This is a genomic window from Ruegeria sp. BHSC223, from assembly GCF_059613025.1.
On sequence record NZ_JBXWRR010000011.1, the window covers coordinates 88,359 to 107,895 of the forward strand.

Below are 19,537 nucleotides of genomic sequence, written 5' to 3' on the forward strand. Positions count from 1 at the left end.
CTTCTCAGCCGGCGTCGTTGGGCGGCCAGCCCTGGGTGTCGATCGTGTTCGTCCACAGCAGGAAATCGGACAGGTTCCGCATCTCCGTATCGCTGAGGTCAAAGCGCGGCATCTGGCGACGGCCTTCGATGCCGGTGGGTTGCGCCTCCATCCAGCCCTTGAGCATCTCAAAGGCGGCATCGGGATCGTCCTGCACGCCCCAGCGCGTCATCACGTTGCCCAGTTCAGGGGCGAAATAGGCGCCCTCGCCCAGGATCGAATGGCAGTTGATACAGGCGTGTTTCTCCCAGACATGTTTGCCGTCGGCGACACTGGCGGTCAGCGTTTCGGCATTGGTCGAGGTCGACCCGATATACAGGTGGGAATGGGCCGACAGGGCCAGAAAGATGAGGATGAAGAAGAGGGACCCGCCATAGAAAATGTTGCGGGCCATGCTTTTGGTCATGACTTCGCGCATCGCGCTCTCCTTTGCGCCGCGTTTCTGATGGGGCGACAATGGCGGGCGGGGCGAAAGATGCCTTAACCAAAGTCAAGACAGGCGCCGAATGCCGCTCCTTGGCCCTTGCGGGCGTCCTCGCGATGCCCGGCGAGGACGCCCGCAAGGGCGGAAGAGCCGGCAGGATTTGCGCTGGACAGCGGGTGCGGCCGCGGGTCACTCTTGGTGCAAAACAGGCCGTTTACCATGCCCGCAAAAACCCTCGCCCCAATCCACGCGTTCGATTTCGACGCTGGTCATGCCACCCCCGTCACCGAGGACTGGCCCGCCGCCGCGCCCATCGCGGGCGCCGGGTTTCGCTGGCTACACCTCGATCTTTCCGATCCAGCCAGCGCCGACTGGCTGCACGCGCATATCCCGCCGGTGGCCGCCAGCGCCCTGACCCAAACCGAGACCCGGCCCCGCTGTGATCCGCTCGCCGATGGCATCCTGCTCAACTTGCGGGGCGTCAACCTGAACCCGGGATCGGCGCGCGAGGACATGGTTTCGCTGCGGCTCTGGGTGACGCCCGCGCTTGTCGTCACCTCACGTATCCGTCGCATCCGCGCCACGGATGAGCTGCGTCAGCAATCCGACAGTGGGCGCGGGCCGGACAGTATCGCCCTGTTTCTGTCCGAGCTGCTGCACGGACTGTCGCACAGGATCGAATCCGTCTCGCTGGAGCTCGACGACCGCACCGACGGGATCGAGGAAGAGGCGCTGGAAGGCGCCGGTGACGTGCATGACCGGCTCAGCGCCCTGCGCCTGGAGGCAATCAAGCTGCGCCGCTACCTGCATCCGCAGCGCGAGGCGCTGGATGCGCTCTTGCGCAACGAGGCCGGGCTGTTCGATCCCGCCGGGCTGGTTCTGCTGCGCGAGGCTGTCGATCGCACGCGTCGCACCATCGAGGAACTGGATGCGACCCGCGACCGGCTGGCCGCAGTGCAGGATCAGATCGCCTCAGAACAGGTGCGCCTGCTGGGCCGCAACAGCTTCGTGTTGTCGGTGGTGGCCGCCGTATTCCTGCCTCTGGGGTTTCTCACCGGCCTGTTCGGGGTCAATATCGCGGGCATGCCGGGTACGGGTACGCCGCTGGCCTTCTGGCTGCTGGCTGGCGCCTCGGCGCTGCTGGGCCTGGCCATCGTGTTGCTGTTCCGACTGCTGAAATGGCTGTGAGACGCCGGAACTATCCGGCAGCGCCCGCGCGCGGGCCGATCAGCGCCGGCCACATCGCCGCCAGATAGGTGGCGAACGCGGCCGTCCAGAGCAGCCCGGCCAGCAGCATTGCGGGGAGATAGAGCGCATCAAGCCCGCTGCCCGCCCATCGCGTCAACGCCGCCGCAGCCATCAGCCCGTAACCCAGCACCATCGGCCCCGGCGCCACTAGCGGGCGGCCAGAATGACCAAGCGCTGCCCGGCTCATCACCGCCAGCGTCATGCCGCCGACACAGCCGATGCCCAGCAGATGCAATGCCGCCAGTTCGCTGCCCAGGCCCAGCCCGGCCAGCCCCCACAGGATCATGCCCGCCGCCAGCATCGCCAGCGCCAGGTGCAACGCCCACAGGATCGGCTGAGACAGGCACCACAATCCGCCCCAGCGCATGAGGCGAAACGCCTGCACTGCACCAAAGGCCAGCGCGACCGCGCCGGTCAACCCGTCCGGTGCACCGCCCAGGACCAGCCCCGGCAAGAGCAGGGCCAGCCCCAGCGCCAGCCGCTCTACCGGCGCCCGGCTGACCGGCCAGAGAGTTTCAGCCACGCCTGCGCGTTTCATAGCGTTGCGGGTAAAGGCCGGGGTGATCCGCCCGCCCAGCACCGAGATCAGCGCACACAGCACCGCCAGCCCGGCGCGCAGCCCGGTTTCGGCATCGCCATAGCCGGTGCCGATCCAGTCCAGATGCAGCCACAGGTCGGCGGCCCAGAGATAGGTCAGGAACAAAAGGAACATCAGGTTCTGCGGCTTGGGTCGTTTCAACAGCTGGGTCACGATCTTGAGCGCGAGCACCGGCAGAAAGGCCAGATCCAGCAGCGCCACCCAGACCGGCGGCAGTGCGCCCGCGTACCAGACCGCCAGCCGCCCGGCCAGCCATAGCCCCGCCGCCAGCGCGATGAAGCCCTGGCGCGCGCCGGGCGCGCCGGTCCAGTTGGGCACTGCGGTCAGAAAGAACCCGCCAAGCGCGGCGGTGGCATAGCCGAACACCATCTCGTGGGCGTGCCACTGGCTGGGCACCTGCGCCAGCGCAGGTCCGTCGCCTGCAAGAAAAAGAACCCAGATCGCCCCGGCGAACAGGCCGTAAAGGCCCGCTGCGAGGAAAAATACCCGAAACCCTTCGGAAAAAAGTCGCGCCAGCGCGGTCATCTCTTGCCTCCTGCCCGCATGCGGTGCGCGCGCGGGATCCGTTCGCTCAGTTCCACCACGCTAGCGGCGACGACAACGCGTGACCTTAACGAAAGTCAAGGAGCGGCCCCGCGCGGGCTGCCAGAGTCGGACATGCCTCACCAGCCTTCGACGGAGATACCGTTATGAAACCAACCCCCGCCATTCGCAGAACCCTGTTTCTGACCAGCGCCGCCATGGCCCTGGGCCTGGCCGCACCCATGGTTGCCGCTCAGGACAGCCACGGGTCGGATGCCGGCGCCGCCTATCAGCCCAGCATGACCACCCTTGGTGCCCTGAACCTGGAAATCCCCGGACGCCGCGAAGGCGACCCGGTGATGACGCAGGAAGAGTACAACATCGGCAACAAGATCTATTTCGAACGCTGCGCCGGTTGCCACGGCGTGCTGCGCAAAGGTGCCACCGGCAAACCGCTGACCACCGACATCACCCGTGACGTGGGCTATGAATACCTGCGCGATTTCATCACCTACGGCTCGCCCGCCGGGATGCCCAACTGGGGCACGTCGGGTGAGATGAGCGAAGAAGAAATCGACATCATGGCGCGCTACATCCTGCTCGATCCGGCCTCGCCGCCTGAATTCGGCATGGCCGAGATGCGCGAGACCTGGAAAGTTCTGGTCGCGCCCGAGGATCGCCCGACCGAGAAGATGAACGATATCGACATCGACAACCTGTTCTCGGTCACGCTGCGCGATTCCGGTCAGGTGGCGCTGATCGACGGTGCCAGCTACAAGATCCACGCGGTGATCGACACCGGGTATGCGGTGCATATCAGCCGGATCTCGGCCTCGGGCCGCTATCTGTTCGTGATCGGGCGTGACGCGCTTGTGAACATGATCGACCTGTGGATGGAAACCCCCGCCACCGTGGCCCAGATCAAGGTCGGCTCCGAAGCGCGCTCGATCGAGACCTCGAAATTCAAGGGGTTCGAGGACAAGTACGCGATCGCCGGTTCCTACTGGCCGCCGCAATACGTGATCATGGACGGTGACACGCTGGAGCCGCTCAAGATCAAGTCGACCCGCGGTATGGTCTATGACGACCAGAGCTATCACCCCGAACCGCGCGTGGCCTCGATCGTGGCCAGCCACTTCAACCCCGAGTTCATCGTCAACGTCAAGGAAACCGGCAAGATCCTGATGATCGACTATTCGGACATCAAGAACCTCAAGGTGACCGAGATCGAGGCCGAACGCTTCCTGCATGATGGCGGGTTCGACAGTTCCAAGCGGTACTTCCTGGTTGCGGCCAACGCCCGTGGCAAGGTGGCCGTGGTCGACACCAAGGACAGCACCCTGACCGCGCTGGTCGAGACCGGTGGTCAAACCCCGCACCCGGGCCGGGGCGCCAACCTGATGCACCCGACCTATGGTCCGGTCTGGGCAACCTCGCACTTGGGCGACGAGACCGTGGCTCTGATCGGCACCGACCCCGAAGGGCACCCCGACAACGCCTGGAAGGTCGTGCAGACCCTCTATGCCCAGGGCGGCGGCTCGCTCTTCGTGAAATCGCACCCGACATCGGAGCATCTCTATGTCGATGCGCCGCTGAACCCGGATGCGGAAATCTCGGGCTCGGTCGCGGTCTTCAAACTGGGTGATCTGGCCCAGGAAGAGCCGGAATACACCGTGCTTCCGATTGTCGAATGGGCCGAGATCGGCGAGGGCCAGCCCCGCGTCGTGCAGGGCGAGTTCAACCAGGAAGGCAACGAGATCTGGTTCTCGGTCTGGAACGCCAAGGACCTGGAAAGCGCCATCGTCGTTGTCGACGACAAGACGCTGGAACTCAAGGCTGTGATCAAGGACCCGCGCCTGATCACTCCGACCGGCAAGTTCAACGTCTACAACACCCGGTCCGACGTTTACTGACGCCGGTCCGTCGGGCGGGCCCGGTTGCGTCCCGGGGCCCGCCCATCCCCTTCCCCTCTCGCCAGCCCCAACCTGACGGAGCACGCCATGACACTCACCGGACATGTCCACCTGATCGGCGCAGGACCAGGAGATCCCGAACTGCTTACCCTGCGCGCCCTGCGCCTGCTGCAAGAGGCCCAGGTGGTGGTCTATGACCGGCTGGTCGATCCCCGGATCGTGGCCATGGCACCCGATGGTGCCCGGATGATCCCGGTGGGCAAGTCGCCCAAATGCCATCCCGTGTCGCAGGACCGGATCAACCGCATTCTTCTGGACGAGGCCCGCGCGGGTCATGTGGTGGCCCGGCTCAAGGGTGGCGACCCGATGATCTTTGGCCGCGGCTCGGAAGAGGCGGCCTTTCTCATGGCCCACGGGGTGCGGGTCGATTACGCCCCCGGTATCACCGCCGCGCAGGGGGCTTCGAGCGCGACCGGCGTGCCGCTGACCCATCGCGGGTTGGCAACGGGCGTGCAATATGTCACCGGCCACCGGCAGGCGGACCGGGTGCTGGACCTCGACTGGAAACGCCTGGCCGATCCCGACACCACGCTTGTGGTCTATATGGGCGTGGCCAATATCGGCCAGATCGCCATCGGCCTGATGACCGAGAACCTGCCCGCAACCACTCCTGTTCTGGCGATCAGCCGTGCGACCACGCCGGATGAGCGCCGCCTGCTGTCGCGGCTGGACCGGATCGCGGCGGATGCGCGGGCCGAGGCGCTTGAGGCGCCGACCCTCTTCATCATCGGCCAGGTGGTCTCGCTTTATGCCGAGCAGCCGGTCACCGAGTTGCTGGAACAGGCGGTGGCCCATGGCTGACAGTTCTTTCTTTCCCCGCTTTCAGAGCGGCACCGCCGTTGGAACAGGCAAGGCGTTGCTGACCGTTGCTGCGTTTCTGGCCACCACCGCCTTTGCCGCCGAAACCCTCGACCCCGACGCGCTCAGGCGGCTGGTGCAGCAGGATTGCGGCTCGTGCCACGGGCTGACGCTCAAGGGCGGGCTTGGCCCCGATATCCGGCCCGAGGCGCTTGGCCATTTCGACCGCGAGGTGCTGACCGGCGTCATCCTCGACGGCATCCCCGACACCGCCATGCCGCCCTGGCGCCCGCTTCTGACCGAGGAAGAGGCCGAATGGATCGCCCGATACCTGCAAGACCCGGAGGCCCGATGAAACCGCTTGTCCTGACCCTTGCCGTCGCGCTGATGGCGGGCACCGTCAACGCCCAGACTGTCGCCACCGGCGATCTGGGGCTGGTGATCGAACGGGCCACCGGCTCGGTCCTGCTGGTCGACCAGTCCGAGCGCGCCGCGCTGGCCCGGATCGAGGGGTTGGGCGATCTCTCGCATGCCTCGCTGGTCTATTCTCCGGATGAACGCTTTGCCTATGTGTTTGGTCGCGACGGCGGTCTGACCAAACTCGACATCACCACCCGCCAGATCGTGAACCGTGTGCTGCAATCTGGCAATGCCATCGGCGGCGCCATTTCCGACGATGGGCGGCTGGTGGCCGTGTCCAACTATGACCCCGGCGGGGTGCGCGTCTTTGACGCCGACACGCTGGAGATGGTTGCCGACATCCCCACCGGCGGCAAGACCATCGGCCTGGTCGATGCGCCGGGCCGCCGGTTTGTCTTTACCGTCTGGGATACGGGCGAGACATGGATCGCCGATTTCACCACGCCCGAGCCGATGCTGACCACCATTCCCGGCATGGGCAAGAATCCCTATGACGCGCTGATCACCGGCAATGGGCGCACCTATATCACCGGCCTCTTTGGCGAGGACGGGCTGACCGCGCTTGACCTGTGGGACGAGACGCCCCAACCGATCCGCGTGCTGCCCGGCTATGGCCGGGGCCAGCAGGAAATGCCGGTCTACAAGATGCCGCATCTGGAAGGCTGGGCGCTGACGGGCCGCGAATTCGTGCTGCCCGCCGTGGGGCATGCGCAGGTCCTGTGGGTCGATGCCGACACATTGACCGAGACCGGGCGTACCGCCACCCATGGCCAGCCGGTATTCGCCATGGCGCGGCCCGACGGGCGTCAGGTCTGGGTCAACTTTGCCCATCCGCTGAACGACACCATTCAGGTGATCGACACGGTCAGCAAAGAGGTGATCCACCAGTTCAAACCCGGCCCCGCCGTGCTGCATATGGAATTCACACCGCGCGGGCACGAGGTCTGGATCAGCGTCCGCGACGCGGGCAAGGTGATGGTCTACGACACCCGCACCTTTGAGAAACTGCGCGAGATCGAGGCCGACAGCCCCTCGGGAATCTTCTTTACCGCGCGCGCCCATCGGACGGGGTTGTAACCATCATGTGCCAGATCACCGACCCCATCGACCGTGCCCTGCTGGATGACTGGCAGCGCGATTTTCCCATCACCGACCGCCCGTTCCTGGGCCTCGCCGAACAGCTGGGCATCTCGGAGCACGAGGTGATCACGCGCCTTGCCCGGATGCAGGCGGCGGGGCGGATCACCCGGGTGGGCGCCACCATCGCGCCCGGCAGCGCCTCTGCCAGCACCCTCGCCGCGGTTGCCGCGCCCGAGGACCGGATCGAAGAGATCGCCGGGATGATCGGCGCCGAGCCGGGGGTGAACCACAATTACCAGCGCGAGGATGACTGGAACCTCTGGTTCGTCGCCACCGGCCCCAATCGGGCGCATGTGGACGCGACGCTGGCGCGGATCGGAGCGGCCAGCGGGCTGCGGGTACTCGATCTGCCCTTGCTGCGGCCCTTCAATGTCGATCTGGGCTTTCGCATGGGTGCCAGAACGCCGCGCGTGCCGACCCGGCGGGCGGTCGATGCCAGCGTGCTGCGTCCCGGCGATACCGACCTGTTGCAGGCGCTGACCCAGGGCCTGCCGCTGGTACCCGCGCCCTATGCCGAGCTGGCGACCCGGCTGGGCCTGAACGTGGGTGAGGCAAGGGCGCGCATCGCGCTGTTGCAACAGGCCGGGGTGATCTCGCGTCTTGGGGTCATCGTGCGGCATCGGGCATTGGGGTGGTCGTCGAACGCGATGGTGGTCTGGAACCTGCCACCCGAACGGATCGGCAGCGCCGGTCCGGTGTTGGCCGCGCATCCCGGCGTGACCCTTTGCTACGAGCGACGCCCGGTACCGGGTGTCTGGCCCTACCGGCTCTATTCCATGATCCACGCCCGCTCGCGCCGCGAGGCGCTGGCGGTGCTGGACAGCGCCACGGCCCTGCCCGAACTGGCCGGCACACCGCACAAGGTGCTGTTCTCGACCCGCTGTTTCAAACAGACCGGCGCGCTGATCAAACCCCGCAAGGAGGAGGCCGCATGAGCCCCGACGCAACCGACCGCCGCATCCTCAACCGCATGCAGGAGGATCTGCCGCTGACGGCCCATCCCTATGCCGCCGTCGCCGCCGAACTGGGTCTTACCGAGGGTGAATTGCTGGCGCGGTTGGCCCGGATGAAGGCGGCGCGGCTGATCACCCGTTTCGGGCCGTTTTTCGACGCCGCCGCCATGGGCGGGGCCTTTTGCCTGTGTGCGATGGCTGTGCCAGAGGCGGAATTCGACACCGTCCTGACCAAAGTCAATGCCCACCCGGAGGTGGCGCATAATTATGAACGCACGCACCGGCTGAACATGTGGTTCGTGCTGGCCACCGAAACCCCCCAGGGGATCGCGGCCACCGCCGATGCGATCGAGGCGGAAACCGGGATCGCGGTCCTGCGCTTTCCGAAATTGCAGGAATTCTTCATCGGTTTCCGGGTGGCGGCATGATCGACGAGACAGACAGACGGATCATCGCGGCCATGCAAGAGGGGCTGCCGCTGGTGCCCGCGCCCTTTGCCCGCGTCGCCGCCGACCTGGCCCTGCCCGAGCCCGAACTGATGGAGCGTATCGCCGCCCTGAAGGCCCGTGGCGTGATCCGCCGCATCGCCGCCGCGCCCAACCACTACAAGCTGGGGATGACCTCCAATGGCATGACCGTCTGGGACGTGGATGACGCCCGCATTGCCGATCTGGGCGCGCGCGTGGGTGCCCTGCCCTTTGTGACCCATTGCTATGAACGCCCCCGCGCCCGGCCCGACTGGCCCTATAACCTGTTTGCCATGGTGCATGGCGCCGACCGGGACGAGGTAGAGGCCAAGCGCGGCGAGATCGCCGCCCTGCTGGGCACCGCCTGCCGGGGGCATGACATCCTCTATTCCACCCGCATCCTGAAAAAGACCGGGCTGCGTCTGAAGGAAAGGACCTGACATGTTCCGGCTCACCGAATACATGCACCAGTTGATCGCGCCGACCCCGGTGCGTCCGCGCCGCCCCGGCCCGGTGAAACCGGTGGTGATCTGGAACCTGACCCGGCGCTGCAACCTGAAATGCCGCCACTGCTATACCGTTTCGGCGGATGTGGATTTTCCCGGCGAGCTGAGCCATGAACAGGCGATTGAGACGCTGGAGGATCTGGGCCAGTTCAAGGTGCCCGCGATCATCCTGTCCGGGGGCGAGCCGCTCGACCGGTTCGATTTCTTCGACATCGCCCTGCGCGCGCGCCAATTGGTGCCGATGCTGGCGCTGTCGACCAACGGAACCAGGATCCACGGCGAGACCGCCGACCGCATCGCCGATGTGGGCTTCAGCTATGTGGGCATCTCGCTGGATGGGATCGGCGCCACCAATGACTGGTTCCGGGGCGTCGAGGGCGCATTCGCCGACGCCCTGCGCGGGGTCCGCGCCTGCAAGGCGCGCGGCATCAAGGTTGGCCTGCGCTTCTGCCTGACCGAGGGCACCCAGCACCACCTGCCCGACCTGCTTCGGCTCTGCGATGACGAGGGGGTGGACAAGTTCTATCTGAGCCATCTGGTCTATGCCGGGCGCGGTGACAAGAACCGGGGCGAGGATGCCGCGCATCTGCGCACCCGCCACGCCATGGACCTGCTTCTGGACCGCGCCTGGGTGGCTGCGGCCGAGGACATGCCTCTGGATATCGTGACCGGCAACAACGACGCCGACGCGGGTTACTTCCTGGATTGGGTGCGGCGCAATTTCGATGCCGGGAAGGTGGCGCATATCCGCGCCCATCTGGCCGCCTGGGGCGGCAATTCCAGCGGGCTGGGCGTAGCCAATATCGACAATCTGGGTCGGGTGCATCCCGATACCTATTGGTCTGACTACACGGTGGGCAACGTGAAGACGACACCGTTCTCGCAGCTCTGGACCGGCGACGACCCGATGCTGGCGCTGCTGCGCACCCGCCCCCGCCCGCTCAAGGGCCGCTGCGGCGCCTGCACGCTCAAGGATGTCTGCGGTGGCAATACCCGCATCCGCGCCCTGCAACTGACCGGCGATCCCTGGGCCGAGGACCCGGCCTGCTACCTGTCGGATGCCGAGATCGGCGTGACGGGTTCGGACCGTCTGACCGTCACCCCGTTCCGAGGAAAGAGACATGACCCGGCGCATCAGTTCTTTTGAAACCCGCCCACATGGGGCCGCATCCGCTGTGCCTGTCGCGCGTGCGGGAGCCTCCGGCGGGAGTATTTGGAGCAAAGTGAAATACGGGGTCTGCGCCCTGATGCTGGCGGGACCCGTGGCGGCGGGACCGGCCGAGGACTATGCCGAGTATTGTGCCAGCTGCCATGGTGCGGCGCGGCTGGGCGGGCTGGGACCGGCGCTGATCCCCGAGACGCTGGGCCGGATGCGCGGTCCGAAAGTGGCCGCTGTGATCAAGGATGGCCGCACCGCAACCCAGATGCCGGGGTTCTCGGAAACGCTGGACGAAGCGGCCATCGCCGCGCTGGCGGACTATGTGAAGGAACCGCTGGCAGAAATCCCCGCCTGGGGCGAGGGTGAGATCACGGCAAGCCGGGTGCTGGACGGCGACTACAGCGCCGCCGCCGCGCCGGTCTGGGATGCCGATCCGATGAACATCACCCTGGTGGTGGAAACCGGCGATCATCATGTCAGCGTGCTGGATGGCGACACGTTCGAGGTGCTCGACCGCTTCGAGACGCCGTTCGCGGTGCATGGCGGGCCCAAGTTCAGCCCCGACGGGCGTTACGTTTTCATCATGTCGCGCGACGGCTGGGTGCAGAAATACGACCTCTGGTCGCTGCAACAGGTGGGCCGGGTGCGCGCGGGGCTCAACAGCCGCAACATCGCCATGAGCCATGACGGCAAATGGCTGGCGGTGGCCAATTACCTGCCGATGTCGCTGACCCTGCTGAGCACCGAGGACCTGTCGGTGGCAAAGGTCATGAAGGTGACCGCCAAGGATGGTTCGCCCAGCCGGGTCTCGGCCGTCTATCAGGCGCCGCAACGGCAGAGCTTCATCCTCGCGCTCAAGGACGCGCCCGAGATCTGGGAGGTGGCGACCGACCCCGATGCCGAGCCGGTCTACGAGGGGTTCATCCATTCTCGCGAAAAGGGCATGGTCGAGGCGATCGCCTCGTCCGAAGGGCTGTTCGCCCGGCGCCGGATCGAGATATCCGAGCCGCTCGACGATTTCTTTTTCTCCGACGATTACCGCAACCTGATCGGCGCCGCGCGCGATGGGGTGCGCGGGGTGGTGGTGAACCTGAACGTCGGGCGCGAGATCGCCGAACTGCCGCTGGAGGGCATGCCGCATCTGGGTTCGGGCATCAGTTGGGCACGCGACGGGCGCCGGGTGATGGCCACGCCGCATCTGAAAGAGGGCAAGCTGAGCGTCATCGACACCGAAAGCTGGACCCGCATCGCGACGATCCCGACCGAGGGGCCGGGCTTCTTTCTGCGCAGTCACGAGAACACCCCCTATTTCTGGGCCGACGTGTTCTTTGGCCCCAACAAGGACGCGATGCATGTGATCGACAAGCAGAGCCTCGAGATCGTGCGCACTCTGCGCCCGGCACCGGGAAAGACGGTGGCACATGTGGAGTTCACCCGTGACGGCAAACATGCGCTGGTCTCGGTCTGGGAAGAGGATGGCGCGGTCATTGTCTATGATGCCGCGACGCTGGAAGAAGTACGCCGCCTGCCGATGAAGAAACCCTCGGGGAAATACAATGTCTGGAACAAGATCACCTTCTCTGAAGGCACCAGCCACTGAGCCGGGCATCGAGGGCCGCTGGCCGGTCTGGAAACTGGCGCTGCTGCTGTGGCCGGCGGTGACGGCGACGGTGGCGATCAATCTCTTCATGGCAGCGCTGATGCTGCGCGTGGTGGGTGGAACACCGTTGGGTCCAGTTGCGGCGCTCCTCTGGTCGCTACCGCTGGGCATCCCGGCCAGCTGGCTGGCCGGACGCTGGGTGCGGCGCCTGCTGGATGAGGCCGAGAGTTGACCCCTCAAATGCGGTGGTAACGGAAATCGTAGATTTCCGAACCGGAAAATTGCAAAATTTTCCGGCCCGTTTTCCGTGTCGGAAAACGGGCCCTTCGTCGCGCGCGCTTCGCCTGATCCAGATGCGGAACCTGGCAGAGATTGCGTCCAGCACCGAAATCTGGGAACTCTGTCCCGCGGACCGGACCGCCGAGCAGACCGAAAGAAAGGCCAGCCATGCGCATAGACCCCTTTGGCGTCGAAATCTGGATGAACGAGTTCGAGAACCACTGCGCCTATAACCTGGCCGAAACCTGCGTGGCCTCGCTCGACATCGGTGAGTTGCTGGAACTGGCCGGGCGCAATGACGACGTGATGGACGACCTGCGCGCGATGAAGATGACCTATGGCGCCATCGAAGGCTCCGACCGGTTGCGCGATGCGATCTCGACCCTCTACCAGCATCAGCAGCGCCACAATATCGTGGTGACCCATGGCGCCATCGGTGCCAATGCGCTGGTGCATGAAACCGTCGTCGAACCGGGCGATCACGTGATCGCCATCCGCCCCACATACCAGCAGCATTACTCCATTCCCGAAAGTTATGGCGCCACGGTCGATATCCTGCATCTGCGGCCCGAGAACGGCTTTCTTCCGGACATGGCGGAACTGGCCTCGCTGATCCGGCCCGAAACCCGGCTGATCGCCTTTGCCAATCCCAACAATCCCACCGGCGCTTTGATGGAACATGACCTGTTGCAAGAGGTCATCGCGCTGGCCCGCCCGCATGGGACCTGGATCCTGTGTGACGAGGTCTATCGTGGGACCAATCATCAGGGCGACGGTTTTGCCCCTGCCATCGCCGATCTCTACGAACGCGGTATCAGCGTCGGCGGCATGTCCAAGACCTTTTCTCTGGCCGGTCTGCGGCTGGGCTGGATCGCCGCCAATCCCGACCTGATCGCTGCGGTGTCGATCCATCGCGATTACAACACGATCAGCGTCGGCATGCTGGACGACTATTTCGCCGCCATGGCGCTCGAGGCCAAGGATCGCATCCTGGAACGCAGCCACCGCATCACCCGGGGCAATATCGAGATTCTGGCCGACTGGGTCGACCGCGAGCCCGATATCTCTTGGGTCCGCCCACGCGCCGGCACCACCGCGCTGTTGAAATACAACTTCGACATGCCGTCGCGCGACTTCTGTGTCCGCCTGCTGGAGGAGACCGGGGTGATGTTCACCCCCGGCTCGGCCCTGCATATCGAGGGCTGGCTGCGCATCGGCTATGCTAACGACCCGCGGATCCTGACCGAAGGACTGGCCCGTGTCAGTACATTCCTCGCCCATCTTCGGGATCACAGGGATCGCAACCGCTAACTCTGACGCGCTGCGCTGGCTAGCGGACTTTACCATTGCCGCGCAATCACCCAGAAGGACAACCGGACCGCGACGCAGGAAAGGGTACCCCATGGCAAATCCCCTCTATGACCGCCTCTTCGGCATCCATGCCGGGCAGAAGACGCCGTTTCTGCACCTACCCGATGGCCGGGTAATCAGCCACACTACTTTTCTGGCACAAGCGGCCCGGCTGGCCCATGCCGCCACCAATCTGGGGTTGAAACCGGGGGACCGGGTGGCAGCGCAGGTCGAGAAATCAGTAGAGGCGCTAGCGCTTTATGCCGCCTGCGCCCAGGCCGGGTTGATCTTTCTACCGCTCAACACCGCCTATACCGCCGACGAACTCAGCTATTTCATCGACAACAGCGGCGCCGCGCTGATCGTCTGCGACGGGCGCAGCCGCGACATGCTGGCCCCGATCGCCAAGGGTCTGGGCGCCCGGATCGAGACCCTGAACGCCGATGGTTCGGGCAGCCTGACCGAGCGCGCCGCCGCGATGCCCGAGCGGTTCGACACCGTCGCGCGGGAGGGCGGCGACCTGGCGGCCTTTCTCTATACCTCGGGCACCACGGGCCGCTCAAAGGGCGCGATGCTGACCCAGGACAACCTGTTGTCTAATGCCGAGACGCTGGCGCGCGAATGGCGGTTCACCGCTGATGACGTGCTGCTGCACGCGCTGCCGATCTTTCACACCCATGGCCTGTTCGTGGCCACCAATATCGCGCTGATCACCGGCGGCAGCATGATCTTTCTGCCGAAATTCGACCTTGACCAGATCATCGCGCAGATGCCCCGCGCGACCGCAATGATGGGGGTGCCGACCTTTTACACCCGCCTTCTGGGCGATGCCCGGTTCACCCGCGAGCTGGCGCAACATATGCGCCTCTTCGTCTCGGGCTCGGCGCCTTTGCTGGCGGAAACCCATGTCGCGTTCGAAGAGCGCACCGGCCACCGCATCCTCGAACGCTACGGCATGACCGAGACCAACATGAACACCTCAAACCCCTACAAGGGAGAGCGCCGCGCCGGCACTGTCGGTCTGCCCCTACCGGGGGTCGAGCTGAAGGTGACCAACCCCGATACCGGCGAAACCCTGCCACAGGGCGAAATAGGCGTGATCGAGGTGCGCGGCCCCAACGTGTTCAAGGGCTACTGGCAGATGCCGGAGAAAACCGCCGCAGAACTGCGCCCCGACGGGTTCTTCATCACCGGCGATCTGGGTTTCGAGGATCCCGATGGCTATGTCACCATCGTCGGACGCGGCAAGGACCTGATCATCTCGGGCGGGTTCAACATCTATCCAAAGGAGCTGGAGCTACTGCTGGACGATCAGCCCGGCGTTCTGGAAAGTGCGGTGATCGGGGTGCCCCATCCCGACTTCGGAGAGACCCCGCTGGGCATCCTGGTGCCGCAACCGGGTGAAACCCCCGATACGAAGGCAATCATGGCCCGGGTCGAAACAGCGCTGGCTCGGTTCAAACACCCGCGGCAACTGATCCTGATGGAGGAGTTGCCGCGCAACACCATGGGCAAGGTGCAAAAGAACATCCTGCGCGAACAGTTCAAGGACGTGTTCCAGCCGGAATGAGGGGCAAACCGATCGCTTCGGCGCTGCTCTGATCTGGTTTAGCCGGTTATCCGACCACTATGGGCGCCGGTTCATTCAACTGTGACCGATTTTGCCAGATTGCGGGGCCGGTCGACGTCGATCCCTCTGAGGCTGCCGATCAGGAACGAGATATAGTGCGCGACCATCAGCGTCAGAATCGTGTTCCAAACCGGGCCGACAGCCGGGACCGTGATCACCGTCATCGCATCGGCATCCTCGATCTCGGCCGGAAGAAGATCCGAGATCACGATGCATTGCGCCCCGCGCGCCCGGATCTCGTTGATGTTCGAGACCATCTTCTTGCGCTGCATTTCGTCGGTCAGGATGCACAGCACCGGCATGCCATATTCGATCAGCGAGATGCTGCCATGCTTGAACTCTCCCGCATTCATCGCCTCGCAATGCAGATACGAGGTTTCCTTGAGCTTCAGCGCCGTTTCCTTGGCAATGGAGAAGTCGACCCCCCGCCCGATCGCAAAACAGCTCTGATAGCCCGAAACCCGCTCGGCGATGCTGCGGAACTGGCGCTCGCGTCCGACCATCTCGGCCAGCGCTGCGCGGAACTCCTCGGCCGAAGCGAACCAGCTCTCATCGCGCTGACCTCCCAAGGCCTGCCGCATCGCGTCAAGGAAGAAAAAGACCGCTAGGAACATGTTCGTTACGGTCTTGGTACTGGGCACCGAGATCTCTGGGCCGGCCGACAGGGGCAGAACCAGGTCCGAGACAAACTCCAGCGTGCTCCCCGCGACATTGACGAATGAAACGACCTGCGCCCCTTTCTGCTTGGCCGCTTTGACCGCGCCAATAGTATCGGCGGTTTCGCCCGATTGGCTGATGGCCAGGACCAGCGTCGTCTCCGAGATCATCGGCGGATTATAGCGCATCTCCGACCCGACCTCGGAAATCACATCAATGGGCAAATCGAACTGCCGCGCCAGCGCCTCGGCAAAGATCGCACTGAACGAGGCCGAGCCACAGGCGACGACAACGATCTTGGAAAAGCGGTGTTGCTTCAGATACTCGTCGAGCGCGGCCTTGTGGTTGCGAATCTCGCGATAGAACGCTTGTGCCGCCGCTGGCTCCTCGTGGATTTCCTTTTGCAGGAAGGTATCGAAACCATCCTTGCGGGCCTTTTCGACCGACCAGTTGATGGTGATCGGTATCGCCTCGGAATCCGTTCCCATCTCGTCGAACACCGAGACCCCGTCGCTGTCGAGGATAACGCATTGTTTGTCCTTCAGGCAAAAGACGTCTTTGCCATAGGGGACCAGGCTGGACAGGTCGGACGAGATCGCCGATTGCCCGTCTTTCTGGATATAGTTCAGCGGGCATTCATTACGGATGCCGCCGATCAGGTCGGGTGCATCTGCGAATTGGATGACCACCGCATAAGCGCCGACCAAACGGCTTTGTAGCCGCGCGAGCACCTGGCGATAACTCCCTGCGCCGCAGTCCTGATAGAGTTTCGCGGCCAAATTCGCGATGACCTCGCTATCGGTTTCCGACTTGAACAGATAGCCTTCGTCGATCAGCTGATCCTTCAGCGCCTTGTAATTCTCGACAATGCCATTGTGGACGATTGCGATCTTGCCGTCGCTCGACAGATGAGGATGCGCGTTGATGTCCGACGGCGCACCATGGGTCGCCCAGCGGGTGTGACCGATACCAGCAGACCCATGCAACTGGGACGTTGGCTTGAGCAGTTCCTTCTTCAGTTCGGACAGTGCCCCCTGCCGTTTTACGACATGAAGCCGCCCGTTGCTGAGAACAGCCATGCCGGAGGAGTCGTAGCCGCGATACTCCAGATTGGTCAGCATCCCGAGAATCTCTTTCTGCGCGTCGCCCACACCGGCGACACCGACCACTCCACACATATGCTCGTTCCCTTATCCTGCCTGGGTCCTTCCCGACCCGTGTTAGCCCCCTGATATAGGGCCGAACGCATAATCGGAAGTCACTTGCTGTTTCAATACTGAATGACTGTGGCTTGGGTTGCGGGTGCCTGTGAAAGCGGGATTTGGCTGATCACCGGCATTGCCAAAACAAGAGCGAACATGGCGCTGATGCATCTTTGGAAGCGCAACGCCACAAAAACCCGCAAGACATTCGCATGACGAATGCAGAGGTTGGGGACCGCTCGCTCCGGCTATCCTGCTCGCAAAGGCGCCCCCAGCCTGCGCGACAGGTCGACCGCCGCATCGCGCACGATGTTGCCGATCTCGGTCAGCCGCGCGTCGGGCATCCGGTCCGAGGGCCCCGAAACCGAGATGCCACCAACCGCCTCTCCCGTGAAATCCACAATCGGCGCCGCGACGCATCGCATTCCGTGGGTCCGTTCCTCGTCATCCAGCGCCCAGCCCCGGCGGTGGATCAGGTCAAGCTCGGCCAGCAGCTGTTCCTTGTCGAACAACGTCTTCATCGTGAACTGTTCCAGCCGTGGATCGGGCAGCAGCCTGTCGATGCGGGCGCGGTCGTATTGCGACAACAGCGCCTTGCCGATCCCCGAGGCATGCAGCGGCGCGCGCGTGCCGGGTTGAAAAAAGGCGCGGATGTTCGATTGGGTCTCTACCTGGCTCAGGAACAGGATCTCGCCATCGCGTTCGATACCGATATTGGCGGTTTCTCCGGTCATTTCCATCAGCTTGCGCAGAACGGGGCGGGCGCGCTCGACCAGCGAACTGCGCAGCAAAAAGGCGGATCCCAGTCGGAACAGGTCTGGGCCGATATGCCAGGTCTGGGTTTCCGGGTCGATCTCGGTCAGACGGCGGCTCTCGAATGTGTGCAGCGCCCGGTACACCGTCGCCGGTGCCAGGTCGAGCCGGTCCGCCACCTCTGACAGCGTCAGCCCCCGCGCCGAGGCGAGGCATTCGAGGATGTCGATGGCCCGGTCGAGCGACTGATTGGTGTTCTGCTCGCTCTTGTCGGCAAAGGCCTTGGGTCGCCCTCTTTTCCGTTTCTCCGTCGCCAAACCGCTGCACTCCTGTCGTTTCTTCGTTTTTCAGACTTCGCACTTCGGAGAGCTGAAAAACTATAGGTACATGATATTAAACATATAAATAGAAATTTACTTAGCATGAAAAACATTTTCAAAAAAATTGTCAAGAGGTCGTGCCCGGTTGATGATAGGACACCGAATCCGTTGAACGAGGCACAAGATGAGTTTCCAGAACCCCGTTTTCATCCCTGGGCCGACCAATATCCCGGAGCGCCTGCGCAAGGCCTGTGACATGCCGACGATCGATCACCGTTCGCCATTGTTCGGGCAGATCCTGCACCCGGCACGAGCGGGGGTGCAGGCCGTGCTCAAGAGCGAAACAGCCGAGGTCTTCATCTTTCCTTCCACCGGGACCGGGGGCTGGGAAACCGCGCTGACCAATACGCTGTCGGCGGGCGACGGTGTGCTGGCCGCGCGCAACGGCATGTTTTCCCATCGCTGGATCGACATGTGCCAGCGTCATGGGCTGGCGGTCGAGGTCGTCGAAACCCCCTGGGGCGAGGGTCTGCCGGCGGATCGTTACGAAGAGATCCTGACCGCCGACACCGAACACAGGATCAAGGCGGTTCTTGCCACCCATAACGAGACCGCAACCGGGGTCCGCTCGGATATCGCGGCGGTGCGTCGCGCGCTCGACAAGGCGGGGCATCCGGCGCTTCTGTTCGTCGATGGGGTCAGCTCGATCGGGTCGATGGATTTCCGCTTCGACGACTGGGGGGTGGATGTGGCCGTCACCGGCTCGCAAAAGGGCTTCATGCTGCCGGCCGGGCTGGCGATTGTCGGGTTCAGCCCCAAGGCGATGGAGGCGACCCGCACCGGCACCCTGCCGCGCACCTTCTTCGATGTGCATGACATGGCCAGGGGCTATGCCAACAGCGCCTATCCCTATACCCCCGCCGTGGGCCTGATGAACGGGTTGAACGAGGCGTGCAGGATGCTGCTGGACGAGGGGCTGGAGAATGTCTTTGCCCGCCACCACCGCATCGCCGAAGGCGTGCGCGCGGCGGTTCGCGCCTGGGGGCTCGATCTGTGCGCGGCCTCGCCGGATGTCTATTCCGACACGGTCAGCGCCATCCGCACGCCCGAGAGGTTCAACGCCACCGATATCGTGACCCATGCCGCCAGCAAATATGGCGTGGCCTTTGGCGTCGGGTTGGGCGAGGTCGCGGGCAAGGTGTTCCGCATCGGCCATCTGGGCAGCCTGACCGATGTCATGACGCTGTCAGGCATCGCCACCGCCGAGATGTGCATGGCCGATCTGGGGCTTGATGTTCCGCTTGGGTCGGGTGTTGCCGCCGCGCAGGCGTATTTCCGGACACATAGCGCAACCTCCCTGCTCGCGGCGGCCTGAGAGCGAGGTGAGAGATGTATATTCCTTCCTACGAGGACATGCTTTGTGCGCATGATCGGATCGCGCCGTATATCCGTCGTACGCCGGTGCGGGTGTCGGATTATCTGAGCGAGTTGGCGGGGTG

Annotated in this window: 18 protein-coding genes and 1 pseudogene; 15 read left to right on the forward strand and 4 right to left on the reverse strand. The window is 64.3% G+C overall.

Going from position 1 to position 19,537, the window contains the following annotated elements; translation table 11 throughout:
- Nucleotides 1-4: 4 nt before the first annotated feature.
- Entirely contained in the window at nt 5-457 is a 453-nt protein-coding gene (locus AC2FNY_RS15760) for a c-type cytochrome (protein WP_496803043.1), read from the reverse strand.
- Nucleotides 458-682: 225 nt separating this feature from the next.
- On the opposite strand from AC2FNY_RS15760, the gene AC2FNY_RS15765 reads away from it, so the two are divergent.
- Nucleotides 683-1,651, forward strand: coding sequence for a zinc transporter ZntB (locus tag AC2FNY_RS15765; RefSeq protein ID WP_234140178.1), 969 nt, complete (start codon nt 683-685; stop codon nt 1,649-1,651).
- 10 nt (nt 1,652-1,661) lie between these two features.
- Here AC2FNY_RS15765 and AC2FNY_RS15770 read toward each other — a convergent pair whose 3' ends face one another.
- The gene (locus AC2FNY_RS15770; RefSeq protein ID WP_496803044.1) at nt 1,662-2,834 is read right to left on the reverse strand and encodes an NnrS family protein; all 1,173 of its coding nucleotides are present in this window, start codon (nt 2,832-2,834) and stop codon (nt 1,662-1,664) included.
- A gap of 164 nt (nt 2,835-2,998) precedes the next feature.
- Between AC2FNY_RS15770 and AC2FNY_RS15775 the strand changes: the two genes are divergently transcribed.
- The 12 genes from AC2FNY_RS15775 (at nt 2,999) to AC2FNY_RS15830 (ending at nt 15,046) form a co-directional block, all read left to right on the forward strand.
- A complete protein-coding gene (locus tag AC2FNY_RS15775; RefSeq protein ID WP_496803045.1) occupies nt 2,999-4,744 on the forward strand; it encodes a cytochrome D1 domain-containing protein in 1,746 nt (581 codons plus the stop codon).
- 87 nt (nt 4,745-4,831) lie between these two features.
- Nucleotides 4,832-5,605, forward strand: coding sequence for a uroporphyrinogen-III C-methyltransferase (gene cobA / locus AC2FNY_RS15780; RefSeq protein WP_496803046.1), 774 nt, complete (start codon nt 4,832-4,834; stop codon nt 5,603-5,605).
- Nucleotides 5,598-5,957 carry a c-type cytochrome gene (locus AC2FNY_RS15785; RefSeq protein ID WP_234140182.1) on the forward strand — a complete coding sequence of 120 codons (360 nt, stop codon included), beginning with the start codon at nt 5,598-5,600 and terminating at the stop codon, nt 5,955-5,957. The genes cobA and AC2FNY_RS15785 overlap by 8 nt, the downstream gene beginning before the upstream one ends.
- Entirely contained in the window at nt 5,954-7,099 is a 1,146-nt protein-coding gene (locus tag AC2FNY_RS15790; RefSeq protein ID WP_496803047.1) for a cytochrome D1 domain-containing protein, read from the forward strand. Before AC2FNY_RS15785 ends, AC2FNY_RS15790 begins: the two co-directional genes overlap by 4 nt.
- A gap of 5 nt (nt 7,100-7,104) precedes the next feature.
- Nucleotides 7,105-8,097, forward strand: a complete 993-nt coding sequence (gene ahbB, locus AC2FNY_RS15795) for a siroheme decarboxylase subunit beta (protein ID WP_496803048.1) — start codon at nt 7,105-7,107, stop codon at nt 8,095-8,097.
- Complete coding sequence (locus AC2FNY_RS15800; protein ID WP_496803049.1) at nt 8,094-8,543, forward strand: Lrp/AsnC family transcriptional regulator; 450 nt, start codon at nt 8,094-8,096, stop codon at nt 8,541-8,543. The genes ahbB (AC2FNY_RS15795) and AC2FNY_RS15800 overlap by 4 nt, the downstream gene beginning before the upstream one ends.
- Nucleotides 8,540-9,022 carry a siroheme decarboxylase subunit beta gene (ahbB, locus tag AC2FNY_RS15805; protein ID WP_496803050.1) on the forward strand — a complete coding sequence of 161 codons (483 nt, stop codon included), beginning with the start codon at nt 8,540-8,542 and terminating at the stop codon, nt 9,020-9,022. Before AC2FNY_RS15800 ends, ahbB (AC2FNY_RS15805) begins: the two co-directional genes overlap by 4 nt.
- 1 nt (nt 9,023) lies before the next feature.
- Nucleotides 9,024-10,235: a heme d1 biosynthesis radical SAM protein NirJ gene (nirJ, locus tag AC2FNY_RS15810; protein ID WP_496803051.1), complete on the forward strand. Its 1,212-nt coding sequence runs from the start codon at nt 9,024-9,026 to the stop codon at nt 10,233-10,235.
- Between the two features lie 100 nt (nt 10,236-10,335).
- Nucleotides 10,336-11,847, forward strand: a complete 1,512-nt coding sequence (locus AC2FNY_RS15815) for a cytochrome D1 domain-containing protein (RefSeq protein WP_496803052.1) — start codon at nt 10,336-10,338, stop codon at nt 11,845-11,847.
- A complete protein-coding gene (locus AC2FNY_RS15820) occupies nt 11,804-12,079 on the forward strand; it encodes a hypothetical protein (RefSeq protein ID WP_234140189.1) in 276 nt (91 codons plus the stop codon). The genes AC2FNY_RS15815 and AC2FNY_RS15820 overlap by 44 nt, the downstream gene beginning before the upstream one ends.
- A gap of 215 nt (nt 12,080-12,294) precedes the next feature.
- Nucleotides 12,295-13,437, forward strand: coding sequence for an aminotransferase (locus tag AC2FNY_RS15825; RefSeq protein ID WP_496803053.1), 1,143 nt, complete (start codon nt 12,295-12,297; stop codon nt 13,435-13,437).
- A 91-nt stretch (nt 13,438-13,528) separates the two neighbouring features.
- Complete coding sequence (locus tag AC2FNY_RS15830; RefSeq protein WP_234176990.1) at nt 13,529-15,046, forward strand: malonate--CoA ligase; 1,518 nt, start codon at nt 13,529-13,531, stop codon at nt 15,044-15,046.
- 71 nt (nt 15,047-15,117) lie between these two features.
- On the opposite strand, the gene glmS is transcribed toward AC2FNY_RS15830, so the two are convergent.
- Both glmS and bhcR read right to left on the reverse strand, forming a co-directional pair.
- Complete coding sequence (gene glmS / locus AC2FNY_RS15835) at nt 15,118-16,941, reverse strand: glutamine--fructose-6-phosphate transaminase (isomerizing) (protein WP_496803054.1); 1,824 nt, start codon at nt 16,939-16,941, stop codon at nt 15,118-15,120.
- A gap of 272 nt (nt 16,942-17,213) precedes the next feature.
- Nucleotides 17,214-18,035: an HTH-type transcriptional regulator BhcR gene (gene bhcR / locus AC2FNY_RS15840; RefSeq protein ID WP_234217169.1), complete on the reverse strand. Its 822-nt coding sequence runs from the start codon at nt 18,033-18,035 to the stop codon at nt 17,214-17,216.
- A 187-nt stretch (nt 18,036-18,222) separates the two neighbouring features.
- Here bhcR and bhcA point away from each other — a divergent pair, with 187 nt between their 5' ends.
- Both bhcA and AC2FNY_RS15850 read left to right on the forward strand, forming a co-directional pair.
- On the forward strand, nt 18,223-19,413 hold the full coding sequence (gene bhcA, locus AC2FNY_RS15845) for an L-aspartate--glyoxylate aminotransferase BhcA (protein WP_496803055.1): 1,191 nt from the start codon (nt 18,223-18,225) through the stop codon (nt 19,411-19,413).
- A gap of 14 nt (nt 19,414-19,427) precedes the next feature.
- Nucleotides 19,428-19,537 (forward strand): annotated as a pseudogene (locus tag AC2FNY_RS15850) (threonine/serine dehydratase); the annotation flags it as partial.